A 17,647-nucleotide genomic window follows, 5' to 3' on the forward strand; every position below is an offset into this window, starting at 1 on the left:
GAATGTGACATTCGGCCACCGGCCCCACCCCCCCGCGGGTCTGTCAGGAGAAGGGCTTGCCGCCGGTGACGGCGATGACCTCGCCGGTGATGTAGCTCGACTCCTGCGAGGCGAGGAAGACGTAGGCCGGAGCCAGTTCGGCCGGCTGCCCGGGCCGGCCGAGCGGGACGTCGTCACCGAAGGATTCGAACTTCTCCCGGGGCATCGTGGCCGGGATGAGCGGCGTCCAGATCGGTCCCGGGGCGACGGCATTGACCCGGATCCCCCGCTTCGCGACGTCCGACGCCAGACCCTTGGTGAAGTCGACGATGCCGGCCTTGGTCGTGGCGTAGTCGAGCAGTTCCGGCGACGGGCTCGTCCCCTGGATCGACGACGTGTTGATGATCGTCGAGCCCGGTTCCATCACGTCGATCGCGAACTTGCACAGCCAGAACAACGCGTACAGGTTCGTCTTCAGCACGCGGTCGAACTGCTCGGTGGTGATGTCGGCGATCCCGTTCATCTGCACCATCTGGAACGCCGCGTTGTTCACCAGGATGTCCAGGCCGCCGAGGTCACGCACGGCCGTGTCGATCAGGTGCCGGCAGTGTTCCTCGGAGCGGATGTCGCCCGGCACCGCGACGGCGCGCCGACCCGCCTCCTCGATCCACCGCACGGTTTCGCGGGCGTCGTCCTCCTCGGACTCGAGATAGCTGAGGACGACGTCGGCGCCCTCACGGGCGAACGCGATCGCCACGGCCCGTCCGATCCCCGAGTCGGCACCGGTGATCAGCGCCCGTCGGCCCTCGAGCCTGCCGCTGCCGCGATAGGTCTGCTCGCCGTGGTCGGGTGCCGACACCATGTCGGACGTCAGGCCCGGGTACTCGAGTTCGGGTTGCTGCTCACGATCCGGGGCCGGGTACTGCTCGACCGGATTCCGGGGCCGGTGCTGGTCGGTCATGGGTCCTCCCTCAGCGGTGTGCGGGCGGTTACGGAGCCGCCGTGTCCGCACGGTGCATACCCGGCGCCGGGAGCGGGTACACGAGCGGCACCGGTCGGTGAATCCGAGCGCTGCAGCGCTCTCCCGACCCGACCTCTGGAAAGGATGGGGCTGTGACGGAACACGAGAGTGAGTTTCGGGGAAGCAGTGAATTTCGGAGAAGCGGTGAATTTCGGCGAAGCAGTGAGTTTCGGCGAAGCGAGGAGACCCGCGCGGGTGCCGATCCGGTGCACAGCAGGCAGGCCCACGACCGGGACCTGACGAACGACAGCGACTTCCCGGCCGACGACGCCCGCACGATGCGCAGCCACGCCGGTGAGGCCCTGACCGATTCCCGGGGCTGGCCGGGCTACTTCTTCCTGGGCCTCGGGCTGCTGCTGCTCGGTCTGACTCTGGTGGCTGCCGGCTACGGCTTCGAGGGCTGGGCCTGGATCGCCGGTCCCGCCTGCATCGTGTCCTTCGGGATCGGTGCCCTGCTGGTCCTGCTCGAGCGCAAGCGGGTCCGCAACGTCGAAGGAACGAGCCTGCGCGAACCGCGCGGTCACTGAGCGGTGCGCCCCTTGGGCGGTCAGGGCAGCCCAAAGGGCACACCGCTGTAGGCTCCTTCGCGTGAATCCACGCCCGCCGACGTCCACGCAGCTGCGTGGCGCGTTCGTGGGCTCGACCTCCGCCGCGGTCTCCGTCGCAGCCCACGGCCTCGCGGGCGGCGAGATTCCGTCTCAGGCGTCGGTGGTGCTGATGGTCGCCGCCTGCGCCGCGTTCGGTGCCGCGGTGTCCGCGCTCCGGTCGCACCGGCCGCTGACCGCACTGGTGCTCGTCCTGGCCGCGGGCCAGACGATCGGTCACACCGTCCTGACCCTCACCGCCGAGCACGCCCACGGCCTCGGGCTCTCGCCCGCGATGCTCGGCGCCCACGCCGCGGCCCTCGTCGTCTCCGCCGCCCTGATCCGGGCGGCCGAGCAGGGTTGCGTCGCGGCACTCGGCGTGTTGCGGCACATCGTCGCCGCGATACTGACCCTGCCCCCGGCGCATGCGCCGCTGTGGGTGGCCACACCCTCGCACCGGGCACGTCTCGTGCTGCGAGTGCTCGTTTCCGCACAGGCCGGCACCCGGGGTCCGCCCCGCACCGCCTGACCCGATCCTGTTCCGCCGCGTCCGTACCCCGCGGCGGCTTTCCCACGTGTGACGACGCTGCCGTCGTCACCGACGATCGAAACGAGCATTCGCATGTCCACGACCGACCTCGGGACGGATCGTTCCGTCCCGCCCCCGACCCGCCGATCCGGCACCTCCTCCCTGCGACCACTCGTGCTGCGGCTGCACTTCTACGCCGGCCTCCTCGTCGCCCCGTTCATCCTGATCGCCGCGGTCAGCGGCGGCCTCTACGCGCTCGCGCCGACGATCGAGCAACTCGTCTACCGCGATCAGCTGCACACCGATGCCACCGGTCCCGCCGTGCCGGTGGCCGAGCAGATCCGGGTGGCCACCGGCCAGCGGCCCGATCTCACCGTCACCGCGGTGCGGCCGGCCGCGGCGCCCGGCGAGACCACCCGGGTCCTGTTCGCCGACCCGAGCCTCGGCGAGTCGCAGCGGCTCGCGGTCTTCGTCGACCCGGTCACCGCGCGGCCGCTCGGTGAGCTGGCCGTCTACGGCAGCAGCAGCGCCCTGCCGGTGCGGACCTGGATCTCGCAGCTGCACCGGCACCTGCATCTCGGCGAGCCGGGCCGCCTCTACAGCGAGCTGGCCGCGTCCTGGATGTGGGTGATCGCGCTCGGCGGCGTGTATCTGTGGGTGCGCCGGTACCGGACGTTGCGGGCCCGCGACGCCGAGGCGCGCCTGCTCACCGTCGACCGCACCGCCACCGGCCGGTCCCGCACCCTCGGCTGGCACGGTGTGGTGGGTGTATGGATCGCGGTCGGCCTGGTGTTCCTGTCCGCGACCGGTCTGACCTGGTCCCGGTTCGCCGGCGACAACATCGCCGAGCTGCGGGCGGCACTGGACTGGAAGACGCCCGCCGTCGACGCGACCCTGACGGGGAGCAGCGCCGCACCCGCGACGGGCCACGAGGGGCACGGCGGCCACGGCGGGCACGCCGCCGACCCGGCGCTGCTCGACACGAACATCGCCCGCATCGACTCGGTGCTGGACGCGGCGGCCGCGGCGGGACTGACCGGGGTCGTCGAGGCCTCGATCCCCGCGAAGACCGGCACCGCCTTCACCGTCGCCGAGACCCGCCAGCCGTGGGTGTACGGCATCGACTCGGTCGCCGTCGACGGCGCGACCGGCGAGGTCGTCGACGTGCTGCGGTTCGCGGATTGGCCGCTCGCCGCGCAGCTGACGTGGTGGTCGATCACCCTGCACATGGGCATCATGTTCGGGCTGATCACGCAGGTCGCCCTGGCGCTGCTGGCGGTGGCGTTGATCACGGTCGTGGTGCGCGGGTACGTGCTGTGGTGGCGGCGACGGCCCACCCGTGGGTCGGCGTGGGCCGTCGGCCGCGCTCCGTCCCGGGGCGCGCTCCGTCGCGTCGGCGCAGGTCCGGCGGTCGCGATCGGCGTCGCGGCCGCGGTGGTGGGGTGGTTCGCCCCGGTGCTCGGGCTCAGCCTGCTGGCGTTCCTCGTCGTCGACACCGCCGTCGGGTGGCGTAGCCGGGGACGCGCATAATGAACCCTCGTGTGCCTATCGACGAGGAGTGCCGGTGAGCGACGACCTGTCCGCATACCGTAAGGAGTTCGCCCGCATCGAGCGGAAGATCGCCGGGGAGTTCGACGCCGGCCGGCGACACCGCGTCCTCGTCGCCTGTGTCGTCGCGGTGGTGCTGGGTCTGCTTCTGCCGCAATCGGATACCGAATGGTCGTGGACGGTGCTCGGCACGTGGTTCGGGCACGAGGCCACGACGACCGTGCCGATGCGGGTCTTCGTGAGCCTCGCTGTGGTGTTCGGTGTGGTGTCGTCGACCGCGGCGCTGTGCACGCACCGCTGGCGGCTCGCGTCGGCGTCGATGCTCGGTTCCGGCCTGGCGTCCCTGTTCGGGCTGCTCGGCTACTGGTCGCAGAACGGCATGCCGGTGCAGACTCCGCACGCCCCCGGCGCGGGAATGGTGCTCGCCTGGCTCGGCATGGTGGCGCTGACCTCGCAGTGGCTGCCCGTCGTGCTCAGCCGCTCCCCCACCGACCGGCGGCCGCAGCCGGTGACCACGCCGGTGCTCTGACGCCGATGCCCGACCCGGGACATCCGCGCACCGCGCGGATGTCCCGGCGTTCCACTGCGCGACGGGCCGGGCGCGGCGTACATTTCGCCGGTGAAGCGGCCGGATGCGGCTGCCCCGCGAAGGGAGTTGCCGTGCCGACCGCCGTACTCGCCGTCGTCGCCCTCGTCGGCGCCTTCCTGCAGTCCCGCCACCGCCACGGCGCCGCCCGTATCGACACCTACCTCGTGTGGTGGCTCGTGGCGGTGGTCGGCGTCGCCTCGGTGATCGGGGCGGCGTTCCACGTCTTCGACGGTCCCGCGACCGCCGAGATGATCGGATTCACCCGCGGCGACGGAGGTTTCCAATTCGAGAACGCCATGGGCGATCTCGCGATCGGCGTGGCGGGAATCCTGTGCTACCGCTTCCGCGGCGGGTTCTGGCTCGCGACGATCGTCGTGACCACCGTCCAGTACTTCGGCGACGCCGCCGGTCACCTGTACTTCTGGCTCGCGAAGGACAACACCGAGCCGGGCAACGTCGGATTCCCGCTGTGGTTCGACATCGTCCTGCCGATCGTGGCGTGGGTCCTGTACGCGGCGTCGTACCGGCGGGGCGGCGACGCCGTTCCCCTCACCCGGTCAGGAGCCGGCGCCGACGCCGTCCGCGCGACGTAGCAGGTAGGTGTCCATCACCCAGCCGCGCGCCGCCTTCGCGCGGGCGCGGGCCCGCTCGATCTCCGGCAGCACCCGGTGCAGCGGGCCGGCGACGAGTTCCTCGTCGGACGTGCCGAGGTCGGCGCCCCACCAGATGTGCCAGTCGCCGTCGAGCCGGGCGCATTCGAGCGCGCCGTCGAGCATCACCACGAGGTTGTCGCCCCCGGCGGCGACCTCGTGCGCGAGGCACCGGCCCGTCGTGATCGTGATCGGGCCGCCGATCCGGTTGAGCACCAACCGGTGCCGCGCCGCGAGCAGCGACACGGCGCTCACCCCCGGGACCACGTCGTAGTCGACGTCGAGCACGCCCCGGTCGCGGATGCGTTCGACGACGCGAATGGTGCTGTCGTACAGGCTCGGATCGCCCCACACCAGGAATCCGGCGGTCTCGTCCGGCGCGACCTGCTCGCGCAGCACCGACTCGTAGACGGCGGCGCGGGCCGCGTGCCAGTCCCGCACCTCGGCGCCGTAGGCGGACGGGGCCCGGTCGCGCGGCGGGTCCGGCACCGTGATCACCCGGTAGTCGCCGGTGACGTGCCGGCGGCAGATCTCCTCCCGCACGGCGACGAGATCGTCGACGCCGCGCTGCTTGTCGGCGACGAGGAACACGTCCACCTCGTTCAGCGCCCGGACCGCGGCCACGGTGAGGTCGTCGGGACCACCCGGCCCGATCCCGATCAGCCGCAGCCGCCTTCTCATCCGCGGTCCTCGAGGTCGCCCTCCACGTCGAGGTAGGCCTGCTGCAGTTCCGCGAGCGTCGCCGGATCCGGCTCGGCCCACAGCCCGCGGTCGGCGGCCTCGGAGAGCCGTTCGACGATGCCGCGCAGCGCCCACGGGTTGGCCTCGCGCAGGAACTGCTGGTTCTCCGGGTCGAGCGCGTAGGTGCGGGCGAGGGTTTCGTACATCCAGTCGGCGACGACGCCGGCGGTGGCGTCGTAGCCGAACAGGTAGTCGACGGTCGCGGCGAGCTCGAACGCCCCCTTGTAGCCGTGCCGGCGCATCGCGGCGAGCCAGCGCGGATTGACCACCCGGGCCCGGAACACGCGGGCGGTCTCCTCCGCCAGCGAACGGGTGCGGACCTGGTCGGGGGTGGTCGAGTCGCCGATGTACGCCTTCGGGTCCGCGCCGGTGAGCGCGCGGACGGTGGCGACCATGCCGCCGTGGTACTGGAAGTAGTCGTCCGAGTCGGCGATGTCGTGCTCGCGGGTGTCGGTGTTCTTCGCCGCCACCGCGATCCGCCGGTAGTTGGCGCGCATGTCGTCCGCGGCCGCGACACCGTGCAGGTGCCGCCCGTACGCGAAGCCGCCCCACGCGGTGTACACCTCGGCGAGATCGGCGTCGCTGCGCCAGTTCCCGGAGTCGATGAGCGGCAGGATGCCGGCGCCGTAGGAGCCGGGCCGGGAACCGAAGATGCGCCGGACCGCGCGCTCGGGGTCGCCGTGCTCGGCCTCGTCGCGGCGGGCGTGCGCGCGCACGAAGTTCAGGTCGTCGGGCTCGTCGAGGGCGGCGACGGTGCGGATCGCGTCGTCGAGCATCGCGACGACGTGCGGGAAGGCGTCGCGGAAGAACCCGGAGATGCGGACGGTGACGTCGATGCGGGGCCGGCCGAGTTCGTCGAGGGGGATCACGGTCAGTTCGCGCACCCGCCGGGACTCGGCGTCCCATTCGGGGCGCACGCCGATCAGGGCGAGCACCTCGGCGATGTCGTCGCCGGAGGTGCGCATCGCGGAGGTGCCCCACACCGACAGGCCCACCGACGGCGGGTAGTCGCCGGTGTCCGCGCGGTACCGGTCGAGCAGGTTGTTCGCCAGGGCCACGCCGGTGGCGTAGGCGAGCCGGCTCGGCACCGCCTTCGGGTCGACGGTGTAGAAGTTGCGGCCGGTGGGCAGCACGTTGACCAGGCCGCGCAGCGGCGACCCGGACGGACCGGCAGGGACGTAGCCGCCGTCGAGGGCGTGCAGCACCGCGTCGAGTTCGTCGGTGGTGCGGGCCAGGCGCGGCACGACCTGCTCGGCGGCGAAGGCGAGCACCCGCTCGACCTCCGGATCCTGCTGTCCCAGCACCTGTTCGACGACGGTGCCGGCGCGCTCGACCCGCCAGCCGGCGTCCTCCATGCCCTGCACCAGGGTCCGGGCCTGGGACTCGACCGCGTCGGTCTCGGCGAGCGGCGCATCCGGCTTCAGCCCGAGCGCGGTGCGCAGCCCGGGCACCGCGTGCGCCCTGCCGCCCCACACCTGCGCGGCCCGCAGCACCGACAGCACCAGGTTCACGCGAGCCTCCCCGACGGGCGCGGTGCCGAGCACATGCAGACCGTCGCGGATCTGCGCGTCCTTGACCTCGCACAGCCAGCCGTCGACGTGCAGCAGGAAGTCGTCGAATTCGGCGTCGTGCGGGCGGTCGTGGAGACCGAGGTCGTGGTCGAGCTTCGCGGCCTGGATCAGCGTCCAGATCTGGGCGCGGATCGCGGGCAGCTTGGCCGGGTCCATCGAGGCGATGTTGGAGTACTCGTCGAGCAGCTGCTCGAGCCGGGCGATGTCGCCGTACGACTCGGCCCGCGCCATCGGCGGGATCAGGTGGTCGACGATGGTCGCGTGGGCGCGGCGTTTCGCCTGGGCGCCCTCCCCCGGATCGTTGACCAGGAACGGGTAGATCAGCGGGAGGTTGCCGACGGCGGCGTCGGTCGCGCAGGCCGCCGACAGCCCGGCGTTCTTGCCGGGCAGCCATTCCATCGAGCCGTGCTTGCCCAGGTGGACGACGGCGTCGGCGCCGAAGCCGTTCTCCACCCACCGGTACGCCGCGAGGTAGTGGTGCGACGGCGCCATGTCCGGATCGTGGTAGATCGCCACCGGGTTCTCGCCGAACCCGCGGGGCGGCTGGATCATCAGCACCACGTTGCCGGCCTGCAGGGTGGCGAGCACGATCTCGCCGTCCGGGTCGGCGCTGCGGTCGACGAACAGTTCGCCCGGGGCCTCGCCCCACGCCTCGGTCATCGCGCCGGTCAGCTCGGACGGCAGGTCCGCCGTCCACTCGCGGTAGCGCGCCGCGCTCACCCGCACCGGATTGCCCGCCATCTGCTCGGCGCTGAGCCACTCCTCGTCCTGGCCACCCGCGGCGATCAGGGCGTGGATCAGCGCGTTGCCTGCCTCGGCGTCGTCGTCGGTGTCGAGGCCGGGAAAGCCGTCGCCGAGGTCGTAGCCGTGCTCGCGCAGCGCGCGCAGCAGCCGGATCGCGGAGACGGGCGTGTCCAGGCCGACGGCGTTGCCGACGCGGGAGTGTTTCGTCGGATACGCCGAGAGCATGATCGCCAGGCGCCGCCGTGCGGGTGGGATGCGCCGCAGACGGGCGTGCGCGACGGCGATACCGGCGACGCGACGGCACCGTTCGGGGTCGGTGACGTAGCGCGGCAGGCCGTCGGCGCCGAATTCCTTGAACGAGAACGGCACCGTGATGATGCGGCCGTCGAATTCGGGGACGGCGATCTGCGTCGCGGAATCGAGCGGGGAAACTCCCTCGTCGGATTCGGCCCACGCGTCGCGTCCCCAGGTCAGGCACAACGCCTGCAGGATCGGAACGTCGAGCGCGGCAAGCGCTGCGACGTCCCAGGCATCGTCGTCGCCGCCGGCGGAGACGGTGGCCGGGCGGGTACCACCGGCGGCCAGGACCGTGACGATCAGGGCGTCGAGGGTGCCGAGTTCGGCGAGCAGGTCCGCGGGGGCCCCGCGCAGGGTGGAGCAGAAGATCGGCACGGCCACGGCGCGGCCGGTGGCGTCGACCGCCCGCGCGAGATCACGGACGAAGCGGGTGTTTCCGCTGGTCTCGTGGGCGCGGTAGTACAGGATGCCCACCCTCGGCAGGTCGGGATCGGCCGCGGCGGGCGCGTGGCTGCCCCACTCGGGCAGCGCGGCCGGCGGATCGAAGCCCTCGCCGGTGAGCAGGACGGTGTCGGACAGGAAGGCGTGCAGCTGGGCGAGGTTCGCGGGCCCGCCCTGCGCGAGGTAGGCGTGCGCCTCGGTGGCGATGCCGACGGGGACGGTGGAGTGGCTCATCAGCTCGGCGTCGGGCAGCTGCTCGCCGCCGAGCACGACGACGGGTGCGCCGTGCGCCAGGACCGCGTCGATGCCGTTCTGCCAGGACCGCACCGACCCGAGGATGCGGACGATCACCAGGTCGGCGCCGTCGAGCAGGCGCGGCAGCTCGGTGCCGACGTCGAGGCGCGACGGATTGCCCAGCGCGTATTCGGCGTCGGAGCTCAGCGCCGACAGCAGGTCGGTGTCGGACGTGGACAGCAGCGCGAGCCGCGTCACGGCCGGGTCCTGCGCAGTTCGATTCCGCGCAGCACGAATTCGGTCATGTTCAGTCTCCAAACCCTCGTGGACTTCCCGTGCCGTGGCCGGTCTCCTGGCTGACGGATCGTCGCTGCTGCGCCGACCTTCCCGGACGTGCGTCCAGTGGTCTCCGGACCGGCGGACCGGTTCGGACGAGGGCGAGCAACTACCCGCTCACAGTGGCGAGGGCCGCGCCGGTCTCACACCGGCTTCCCGAGCACCACGGCAGGTGGAGCTTAGCGCACGTGTGCAACCATGTGCCCCCATGGTCGACCTTCCCCCGGCGCCGGCCCAGGCGGCATCCCCCGTCGCTGCGCTCACCCAGGATCGGTGCCCCGGTCTGCTGCGCCCCCACCTCGCCGCCGACGGCGCGCTGGTGCGGCTGCGCGCGCCCGGCGGCCGGCTCCCGGACGGCGGCCTGCAGGCGCTGTCGGAGGCGTCGGTCGCCTTCGCGGACGGCGACGTGCACCTCACCTCACGCGGAAACCTGCAGATCAGGGGCGTCGCGTTGGACGAGTGCGGCGGGGTGCCCGCCGGCCTGGTCGAGGCGGTGACGGCGGCCGGGTTCCTGCCGGCGCCGGCGCACGAACGGGTCCGCAACGTCGTCGCCTCGCCGCTGTCCGGGATCACCGGCGGCCGCGCCGACATCCGCCCGCTGATCGGCGCGCTCGACGCCGCCCTGTGCGCCGAGCCCGCCCTGGCGCAGCTGCCGGGGCGTTTCCTCTTCGGGCTCGACGACGGCCGCGGCGACGTCACCACCCTGCGCTGCGACCTCGCCGCGGTGGCCGTCGAACCCGGACTGTTCCGCGTCACGATCGGCCGGCGCTCCGGCCCGGTGGTGCCGGCCGAGCGGGCCGTCGGGACCCTGGTCGACCTGGCGCAACGGTTCGCGGCGATCCGCGGCACCAGCTGGCACGTGCACCGACTGCCCGAGGCCGGCGCCGAACTCGGCGGTGGTGCGCCGCTGCCGCCGCCCACCCGGTACACCGCGCCGTACGGCCCCCTGCCCGGAGCCGTCTCGGTCCTGGTCCCGCTGGGCATCCTCTCGCCCGCGATGGTGGCGGCGCTGCCCGTGCCGGACGTGATCGTCACCCCGTGGCGCGGCCTGGTCCTGCCCGGCGAGCACGATCCGCAGCCGCTGCGCGACGCCGGGTTCGTCCTCGACGGCGCGTCGCCGTGGACCCGCACCACCGCATGCACCGGCGCGCCGCGGTGTAGCCTCGCCGGGGGCGACACCCGTGCCACGGCCCGGCGCGTCGTCGCCGATGCGCCGCCACCCGGCCACCTGCACGTCGTGGGATGCGAACGATCCTGCGGCGCACCGAATTTCCCCCACACGCTCCTGCTCGCGAGGAACCCGGCATGACCCTGTCCCCCCCACCCCGGCGCTACGACTACGTCACCGACGGCGCCGACATCTACGTCCGGTCGTTCGCGACGATCCGCGCCGAAACCGACCTGTCCGCGATTCCGGCCGACGCCGAGAAGGTCGCGGTGCGCATGGTGCACGCCTGCGGGCAGACCGACCTGACCCGCGACCTCGCGATCCACCCGGGCCTGGTGTCCGCGGCGCGCACGGCGCTGCGTTCCGGCGCGCCGATCCTCACCGACGCGCACATGGTCGCGTCCGGGGTGACCCGCACCCGGCTGCCGGCGGACAACGAGGTGCTGTGCTTCCTGCGGGACCCGCGGGTACCCGAGCTCGCGTCGGCGTGGGGCACCACCCGCTCGGCCGCGGCGGTGTCGCTGTGGGAGGACCGCCTCGACGGCGCCGTCGTCGCGATCGGCAACGCACCCACCGCGCTGTTCCACCTGCTCGAGCTCATCGACGCCGGCGGCCCCCGGCCGGCCGCGATCGTGGGGGTGCCGGTCGGGTTCATCGGCGCCGCCGAATCCAAGGAGGCGCTCGCCGCGCATCCGCTGCAGCTGCCCTACCTGGTGGTACGGGGACGTCGCGGCGGCTCGGCGATGGCGTCGTCCGCGATCAATGCCCTGGCCCAGGAGGCGGAGTGAACGACACCGGACGGTTCTACGGCGTGGGCCTCGGCCCCGGTGATCCCGAGCTGATCACCCGCAAGGCGGCCCGGCTGATCGAGCAGGCCGACGTGATCGCCTACCACTCGGGCACCCACGGCCGGTCCATCGCGAGGGGCATCGCGGCCGGGCTGATCCGGGAGGGGGTGCTCGAGGAGGCGCTGGTCTACCCGGTCACCACCGGCACCACCGACCATCCCGGCGGCTACGACGGGGCCATCGCCGACTTCTACGACGAGTGCGCGGCGCGCCTGGCCGCGCACCTCGACGCCGGCCGCACCGTCGTCGTGCTGTGCGAGGGCGACCCGCTGTTCTACGGCTCCTACATGTACCTGCACGACCGGCTCGCGAACCGCTATGCGACCGAGGTGGTTCCGGGCGTGACGTCGGTGTCCGCGGCCGCGGCCGCCGCGGCGGAACCGCTGGTGCGGCGCACCGACGTGCTCACCGTGCTGCCCGGCACGCTGCCCGAGCCGGAACTGGCGCGCCGTCTCGCCGACACCGACGGCGCCGCGATCATGAAGCTGGGCCGCACCTTCCCCGCGGTCCGCGCCGCGCTCGCCCAGGCGGGCCGGCTCGACGACGCGGTGTACGTCGAGCGCGCGTCGATGGGCGGGCAGCGCATCGTCCCCGTCGCCGACGTCGACGCCGATGCGGTGCCGTACTTCTCGGTGATCCTCACCCCCGGCGACCGCGCGCCGCGCAACCGGGACATCACCGACCGGTCCCGGCCCGTCGTCGCCGAGGTTCCCGACGCGGTCGCTGCCCGTGAGCTGCTCGTCGTCGGTCTCGGCCCCGCCGACGAGAAGTGGCTCACCCCCGAGGCCGCCGCCGCGCTGGCGGCCGCCGACCACGTCGTCGGGTACGGGCCCTACGTCGACCGGGTGCCGGTCCGGCCGGGGCAGCGACGGCACGCGTCCGGCAACACCGTCGAGGTGGACCGCGCCCGCGTCGCGCTCGAGCTGGCCCTGTCCGGCGAACGGGTGGCGGTCGTCTCGGGTGGCGACGCCGGAGTGTTCGGGATGGCCTCGGCGGTGTTCGAGGCCGCGCAGGATCCGCGGTTCGCGGAGATCCCGGTGCGGGTGCTGCCCGGCGTGTCGGCGGTCCAGGCCGTCGCCGCGCGGGCGGGCGCCCCGATCGGCGGCGACTTCGCGGTGATGAGCCTGTCGGACCGGCTCAAGCCGTGGGAGGTGATCGAGCAGCGGCTCACCGCCGTCGCACAGGCCGACCTGGTGCTGGGCATCTACAACCCGGCGTCGCGGTCGCGGACCACGCAGGTCGCGCAGGCGCGGGCCGTGCTGCTGCGGCACCGCCCCGCCGACACCGTCGTGGTGGTCGGTCGCGACGTCGGCCGCCCCGGCGAGTCGCTCGAGGTGACCACCCTCGAGAAGCTCGACCCGGACGCGATCGACATGAAGTGCCTGATCCTCGTGGGCTCGTCCGGCACCGCGGTCACCGCGACCGGCGCGGTGTGGACGTCGCGCTCGGTGCGTCCCTGAACATTCGCCCGGAACACCGGGATCCGCGCCCGTCACGGCGCGCGCGGATTCCGGTTCACCGTGTGAAGCCGCTGCGGTCCCGCGCCGGGTCGTAGAGGTGCGAGCACGCGACGTCCGCCGACCGCACGCCCAGGGCACGGCCGACGACGATCACCGCGGTGTGCTTCAGTCCCGCCGCCTCGACCTTGTCGGCGAGGTCGGCGAGCGTGCCGCGCAGCACCAGCTCGTTCGGGCGGGACGCGAACGCCACCACCGCGGCCGGACAGTCGGCGCCGTACTCGACGCTCAGCTCCTCGGCGAGGACGCGGATGCGGGTGATCGCCAGGTGCAGCACGAGGCTCGCGCGCAGGCCCGCGACGCGGGCGAGGGCCTCGGTGTCGGGCATGGTCGTCGAGCGGGCCTGCGTGCGGGTCAGCACGACGGTCTGCACCAGCTCGGGCACGGTCAGCTCCGCCCCGAGGGTCGCCGCGGCGGCCGCGTAGGCCGGCACACCGGGCGTGACGTCCCACGGCACTGCCGCGGCATCGAGCCGGCGCGTCTGCTCGGTCAGGGCCGAATACAGCGACGGGTCACCGGAACACAAGCGGACGACGTCGAGGCCGCGGCGGTGGGCGTCGACGAGGTGCGCGGTGATCTCGTCCAGGTCCAGGCGCTGGGTGTCGACGAGCTCCGCGTCGTCCCGGCAGTGCGCGAGCACCTCGTCGTCGAGATAGGTGCCGGCGTAGAGCACCACCGGCGCCTCGCTCAGCAGGCGCGCGGCCCGCAGCGTCAGCAGGTCGGCCGCACCGGGCCCGGATCCCACGAAGTGAACTGTCATCTCTCGCCTTTCGTCACCTGCCACTGCACCACCGGGCGCAGCGCCTGCCAGCCGCTGAACCCGCCGAGTGGTGCGGCCTGTTCCACGGTCGTCCGGGTCAGCTCCCCGCCGTGGGTCTTCCACCACTGCACCAACGTCGACTCGGTTTCGAGGGTCACCGCGTGCGCGACCAGACGGCCACCCGGACGCAGTGCCGCCCAGCAGGCTTCGAGCACTCCGGGAATCGACCCGCCGCCGCCGACGAAGACGGCATCGGGGGTGTCGAGACCGGCGAGCGCGTCGGGGGCGGCGCCGCGCACCACCACGACCGACGGGACGCCGAGCCGCGCGGCGTTGCGGCCGATCCGGTCGGCGCGCGTCTCGTCGCGTTCGATCGCCACCGTGCGGCAGCGCGGATCGGTGCGGGCCCACTCGATGCCCACCGACCCGGCGCCGGCCCCGACGTCCCACAGCAGTTGCCCCGGCCGCGGCGCGAGCGCGCACACCGCGGCGAGCCGGATCGGGCGTTTGGAAATCTGACCGTCGTGCTCGAACGCGTCGTCGGCCAGGCCGGGCGTCGCGGGATACCCCTCGGCTCCGGAGCATTCGATGCAGACGACGTTGAGCGCGGGCGCGTCGCCGGACCAGTCGTCGGCGGCGGCGGTGCGCCGCGCCTCCTCGGGCGCGCCGAGGTCCGACAGCACGGTCAGGGTGCTCGCGCCGAACCCGTCTCGGCGCAGCAGGTCGGCGACCCGCGCCGGGGTGGAGCCGTCGGAGGAGAGCACGATCAGCCGCCGCCCCCACCCGAATGCGCGGCGGACGGCGTGCACGTCCCGGCCCACCAGCGTCACCACGTCCACCGACTCGGCGCTCCACCCCATGCGGGCGCGGGCCAGCGCCACCGACGACACGGCGGGCAGCACCGTCACCGCGTCGGCGCCGAGCCGGTCGATCAGGGTGGTCCCGATGCCGGAGACGAGCGGATCGCCCGACGCGACCGCCACGATCGTGCGGCCGCGGTGCCGCGCGAGCAGCGCGTCGAGTCCGTCGCGCAGCGGGGACGGCCACGGCTCGCGGACGGCGCCGGTCTCGGGCAGCAGCGCCAGATGGCGCCGCCCACCGAGCAGGACCTGCGCGCCGAGCACCGCGTCGCGGGCGGGGGGCGGCAGGCCGTCCCAGCCGTCGGCACCCATGCCGACGACGGTGATGTGTGAGCCCATGGCGTCGAACCCTAGCCGGTGCGGTTAGACTCGGCGCCGGCAAGACAATCGAGGTGCCCCTCACGGGGATAATCGGGAAGCCGGTGTGAATCCGGCACAGGCCCGCTGCGGTGACCCGGGAGTCGTCGATCATGCGCATCACGCGCAGCCACTGGACCGCCCGGTCCGGGAAGGCGATCGCACGGCGTCCGACCGGGAAGTCCGAATACCGGCCTCGATTCCGTTTGCCGAGAAGACATCCCAGCGGGAGCCTGTGGAGGTTGAAAGTGCACGTGTATCCGTTCAGTGCCGTCGTCGGCTCCGACGACCTCGCGCTGGCCCTGTCCCTGTGCGCGGTGTCGCCGTCGATCGGCGGGGTGCTCGTGCGCGGGGAGAAGGGCACCGCCAAGTCGACCACGGTGCGCGCCCAGGCCGCGCTGTTGCCGCAGGTCACGGAGGTCGCCGGCTGCCGGTTCGCGTGCGACCCCGCCGCCCCCGACCCGTCCTGTCCCGACGGCCCGCATCCGCACGGCGCGGCGGCGCAGACCCGGCCGGCGCGGCTGGTGGAACTGCCCGTCGGCGCCACCGAGGACCGGGTCACCGGCTCCCTGCACCTGCAGAAGGCACTGTCGGGGGGCACCGCTGAGTACGAGCCGGGCCTGCTCGCCCGGGCGCACCGCGGGGTGCTCTACGTCGACGAGGTCAACCTGCTGCACGACCATCTCGTGGACCTGCTGCTCGACGCCGCGGCGATGGGCCGGTGCTCCGTCGAGCGCGACGGGGTGTCGGTCTCGCATGCCGCCCGGTTCGTACTGGTCGGAACGATGAACCCGGAGGAGGGGGAGCTGCGTCCGCAGCTGCTCGACCGCTTCGGGCTGACCGTGGAGGTGGCCGCGCCGCGCGATCCGCAGGTGCGGGCGGAGATCGTGCGGCGGCGCCTGGCGTTCGACGCCGACCCGGTCTCGTTCGTCGCGGGCTGGGCCGACGCCGAGGCCGAGCTGGCGCGGCGGCTCGCCGCGGCCCGCGAGCGGCTGCCGCACGTGCGGCTCGGCGACGACGCGCTCGTCGCCATCGCGGAGGTGTGCGCGGCGTTCGACGTCGACGGGATGCGCGCCGACCTGGTCACCGCGAAGACCGCCGTCGCGCACGCGGCCTGGGCGGGTCGCGACGAGGTCACGCGGGAGGACATCGCGGTCGCGGCGCGGCTCGCGTTGCCGCACCGTCGTCGCCGCAACCCCTTCGACGAGCCCGGCATGGACGAGACGCTGCTCGACGAACTCCTGGGCGACCGGGCCCCCGAGCCGGACCCGGACGATCCCGACCCGGACGATCCCGGCCCCGGCCCCGGCCCCGGCGGTGCCGGTCCCGACGGTCCCGGAGGCGGCGAAGCGACGCCGGACCGGGACGACCGTGCGGCGGGCGCCGGCGCGGCGACGTCCGTCGCGGCCCCCGCCGAGCCCTACCGGACCCGCCTGTTCACCGCCGACCGCACGGGCCGCGGCACCGCGGGCCGGCGCTCCCGGGCGCGCACGACGGTCGGCCGCACGGTCGGCGAGCGTCGCGCCGACACCGGCCCCGTCCACCTGCCCGCCACCATCCGCGCCACCGCCGCCCACCCGTGCGCGTTTCCGGTAGCGGGAACTACCGGAAACGCGCACGGGTGGCAGGTGCGGCGGAAGGTCGTCGAGGGGCGGGAGGCCAACCTGGTGCTGCTGTGCGTCGACGCCTCCGGCTCCATGGCGGCGCGGCAGCGGATGACGCAGGTCAAGACGGCGATCCTGTCGCTGCTGCTCGACGCCTACCGGCGCCGCGACACCGTCGGTCTGGTGACCTTCCGCGGCGATCGCGCCGTGCTCGCCCTACCGCCGACCAATTCGGTGGACGTGGCCGCGGCTCGGCTGCGAGAGCTGCCGGCGGGCGGGCGTACCCCGCTCGCCGAGGGACTGCTCGAGGCGGCCGAGACGATCCGGCGGCACCGGCTGCGCGAACCCGACCGGCGGGCGCTGCTCGTCGTGGTCACCGACGGCCGCGCCACCGCAGGCTCGGACGCGGTGGCCCGGTCCCTCGCGGCCGCCGACCGCATCGCCACCGCCGGGATCGACGCGGTCGTCGTGGATTCCGAGACCGGCCGGTTCCGCATGGGTCTCGCGGCCCGGCTCGCCGAACGGCTCCACGCCGAACACGTTCCCGTCGGCGAGGTTCACGCCGACGCGCTCACCACCGTCGTCCGAGGAAGGGCCGCGTAGATGCCGAAGGGACAACCGGTCGCCGTGCCGGACGACGGTCTCACCACCCGCCAGCGCCGCAACCGGCCGCTGCTGATGGTCCACACCGGCGACGGCAAGGGCAAGTCGACCGCCGCGTTCGGTCTGGCACTGCGCGGATGGAACCAGGGCTGGTCGGTCGCGGTGTTCCAATTCGTCAAGTCCGCCAAGTGGCGTCTCGGTGAGCAGACCGCCTTCGAGACCCTCGGCGACCTGCACACCGAGCGCGGGACGGGCGGCCCGATCGAGTGGCACAAGATGGGCTCGGGGTGGTCGTGGTCCCGCAAGGACGGCACCGAGGAGGACCACGCCGCCGCGGCGCTCGCCGGGTGGCGGGAGATCCAGCGCCGGCTCGCCGCCGAGCAGCACGGGCTGTACGTGCTCGACGAATTCACCTACCCGATCGGCTGGGGCTGGATCGACGCCGACGAGGTGGTGCGGACGCTCGCCGCGCGTCCCGGCCACCAGCACGTCGTGATCACCGGCCGCCGGGCGCATCCGGCGTTGATCGAGGCCGCGGATCTCGTGACCGAGATGACGAAGATCAAGCACCCGATGGACGCGGGCCAGAAGGGCCAGAAGGGCATCGAGTGGTGACACTCGGGTGTGGCCGCGTGGTGACACTCGGCAGCGTGGTGACACTCGGGG

Annotated in this window: 15 protein-coding genes and 2 riboswitches; of the genes, 10 read left to right on the forward strand and 5 right to left on the reverse strand. The window is 73.4% G+C overall.

Features of this window, described 5'->3' with window-relative positions; all coding sequences use genetic code 11:
- Window positions 1-43: 43 nt before the first annotated feature.
- On the reverse strand, window positions 44-940 hold the full coding sequence (locus ACWPQI_RS18865; RefSeq protein WP_010593190.1) for a glucose 1-dehydrogenase: 897 nt from the start codon (window positions 938-940) through the stop codon (window positions 44-46).
- 266 nt (window positions 941-1,206) lie between these two features.
- On the opposite strand from ACWPQI_RS18865, the gene ACWPQI_RS18870 reads away from it, so the two are divergent.
- The 5 genes from ACWPQI_RS18870 to ACWPQI_RS18890 all read left to right on the forward strand — a co-directional run bounded on the left by ACWPQI_RS18870 (window position 1,207) and on the right by ACWPQI_RS18890 (window position 4,843).
- On the forward strand, window positions 1,207-1,527 hold the full coding sequence (locus ACWPQI_RS18870; protein ID WP_010593191.1) for a hypothetical protein: 321 nt from the start codon (window positions 1,207-1,209) through the stop codon (window positions 1,525-1,527).
- 61 nt (window positions 1,528-1,588) lie between these two features.
- On the forward strand, window positions 1,589-2,113 hold the full coding sequence (locus ACWPQI_RS18875) for a hypothetical protein (protein ID WP_010593192.1): 525 nt from the start codon (window positions 1,589-1,591) through the stop codon (window positions 2,111-2,113).
- A 93-nt stretch (window positions 2,114-2,206) separates the two neighbouring features.
- Window positions 2,207-3,643, forward strand: a complete 1,437-nt coding sequence (locus ACWPQI_RS18880; RefSeq protein ID WP_342659688.1) for a PepSY-associated TM helix domain-containing protein — start codon at window positions 2,207-2,209, stop codon at window positions 3,641-3,643.
- 34 nt (window positions 3,644-3,677) lie between these two features.
- A complete protein-coding gene (locus tag ACWPQI_RS18885; RefSeq protein WP_026137753.1) occupies window positions 3,678-4,190 on the forward strand; it encodes an Rv2732c family membrane protein in 513 nt (170 codons plus the stop codon).
- A gap of 131 nt (window positions 4,191-4,321) precedes the next feature.
- A complete protein-coding gene (locus tag ACWPQI_RS18890; RefSeq protein WP_010593195.1) occupies window positions 4,322-4,843 on the forward strand; it encodes a DUF6790 family protein in 522 nt (173 codons plus the stop codon).
- On the opposite strand, the gene cobF is transcribed toward ACWPQI_RS18890, so the two are convergent.
- Both cobF and cobN read right to left on the reverse strand, forming a co-directional pair.
- Complete coding sequence (gene cobF / locus ACWPQI_RS18895; RefSeq protein WP_010593196.1) at window positions 4,808-5,581, reverse strand: precorrin-6A synthase (deacetylating); 774 nt, start codon at window positions 5,579-5,581, stop codon at window positions 4,808-4,810. The genes ACWPQI_RS18890 and cobF overlap by 36 nt on opposite strands.
- The gene (gene cobN, locus ACWPQI_RS18900; protein ID WP_304433911.1) at window positions 5,578-9,186 is read right to left on the reverse strand and encodes a cobaltochelatase subunit CobN; all 3,609 of its coding nucleotides are present in this window, start codon (window positions 9,184-9,186) and stop codon (window positions 5,578-5,580) included. Before cobN ends, cobF begins: the two co-directional genes overlap by 4 nt.
- A 67-nt stretch (window positions 9,187-9,253) precedes the next feature.
- Window positions 9,254-9,447: riboswitch (cobalamin riboswitch) on the reverse strand.
- A 25-nt stretch (window positions 9,448-9,472) separates the two neighbouring features.
- On the opposite strand from cobN, the gene ACWPQI_RS18905 reads away from it, so the two are divergent.
- Genes ACWPQI_RS18905 through ACWPQI_RS18915 form a run of 3 tightly spaced genes read left to right on the forward strand, consistent with a single transcriptional unit; the run spans window position 9,473 to window position 12,740 of the window.
- Window positions 9,473-10,573 (forward strand): cobalamin biosynthesis protein CobG, encoded by a 1,101-nt coding sequence (locus tag ACWPQI_RS18905; protein ID WP_010593198.1) that lies wholly within the window; start codon window positions 9,473-9,475, stop codon window positions 10,571-10,573.
- Window positions 10,570-11,220 carry a precorrin-8X methylmutase gene (locus ACWPQI_RS18910; protein ID WP_010593199.1) on the forward strand — a complete coding sequence of 217 codons (651 nt, stop codon included), beginning with the start codon at window positions 10,570-10,572 and terminating at the stop codon, window positions 11,218-11,220. The genes ACWPQI_RS18905 and ACWPQI_RS18910 overlap by 4 nt, the downstream gene beginning before the upstream one ends.
- Window positions 11,217-12,740, forward strand: a complete 1,524-nt coding sequence (locus ACWPQI_RS18915) for a precorrin-2 C(20)-methyltransferase (RefSeq protein ID WP_010593200.1) — start codon at window positions 11,217-11,219, stop codon at window positions 12,738-12,740. The genes ACWPQI_RS18910 and ACWPQI_RS18915 overlap by 4 nt, the downstream gene beginning before the upstream one ends.
- Window positions 12,741-12,795: 55 nt before the next feature.
- Here the strand turns inward: ACWPQI_RS18915 and ACWPQI_RS18920 are convergent, their stop codons facing one another.
- Complete coding sequence (locus tag ACWPQI_RS18920) at window positions 12,796-13,557, reverse strand: cobalt-precorrin-4/precorrin-4 C(11)-methyltransferase (protein ID WP_010593201.1); 762 nt, start codon at window positions 13,555-13,557, stop codon at window positions 12,796-12,798.
- Window positions 13,554-14,756, reverse strand: a complete 1,203-nt coding sequence (locus tag ACWPQI_RS18925; protein WP_010593202.1) for a bifunctional cobalt-precorrin-7 (C(5))-methyltransferase/cobalt-precorrin-6B (C(15))-methyltransferase — start codon at window positions 14,754-14,756, stop codon at window positions 13,554-13,556. The genes ACWPQI_RS18920 and ACWPQI_RS18925 overlap by 4 nt, the downstream gene beginning before the upstream one ends.
- Window positions 14,757-14,790: 34 nt before the next feature.
- Window positions 14,791-14,987, forward strand: a riboswitch (cobalamin riboswitch).
- Between the two features lie 35 nt (window positions 14,988-15,022).
- Here ACWPQI_RS18925 and ACWPQI_RS18930 point away from each other — a divergent pair.
- Both ACWPQI_RS18930 and cobO read left to right on the forward strand, forming a co-directional pair.
- Window positions 15,023-16,981 (forward strand): VWA domain-containing protein, encoded by a 1,959-nt coding sequence (locus tag ACWPQI_RS18930; protein ID WP_474738857.1) that lies wholly within the window; start codon window positions 15,023-15,025, stop codon window positions 16,979-16,981.
- Complete coding sequence (gene cobO / locus ACWPQI_RS18935; RefSeq protein WP_048772124.1) at window positions 16,982-17,596, forward strand: cob(I)yrinic acid a,c-diamide adenosyltransferase; 615 nt, start codon at window positions 16,982-16,984, stop codon at window positions 17,594-17,596.
- Window positions 17,597-17,647 lie beyond the last annotated feature (51 nt).

The organism is Rhodococcus sp. LMD, assembly GCF_056108245.1.

Coding starts and splice junctions, on each gene's coding strand:
- cobO (WP_048772124.1), top strand. CDS start 16,982: ATGCCGAAGGGACAACCGGTCGCCGTGCCGGACGACGGTCTCACCACC.
- ACWPQI_RS18910 (WP_010593199.1), top strand. CDS start 10,570: ATGACCCTGTCCCCCCCACCCCGGCGCTACGACTACGTCACCGACGGC.
- ACWPQI_RS18865 (WP_010593190.1), bottom strand. CDS start 940: ATGACCGACCAGCACCGGCCCCGGAATCCGGTCGAGCAGTACCCGGCC.
- ACWPQI_RS18880 (WP_342659688.1), top strand. CDS start 2,207: ATGTCCACGACCGACCTCGGGACGGATCGTTCCGTCCCGCCCCCGACC.
- ACWPQI_RS18905 (WP_010593198.1), top strand. CDS start 9,473: ATGGTCGACCTTCCCCCGGCGCCGGCCCAGGCGGCATCCCCCGTCGCT.
- ACWPQI_RS18920 (WP_010593201.1), bottom strand. CDS start 13,557: ATGACAGTTCACTTCGTGGGATCCGGGCCCGGTGCGGCCGACCTGCTG.
- ACWPQI_RS18925 (WP_010593202.1), bottom strand. CDS start 14,756: ATGGGCTCACACATCACCGTCGTCGGCATGGGTGCCGACGGCTGGGAC.
- cobF (WP_010593196.1), bottom strand. CDS start 5,581: ATGAGAAGGCGGCTGCGGCTGATCGGGATCGGGCCGGGTGGTCCCGAC.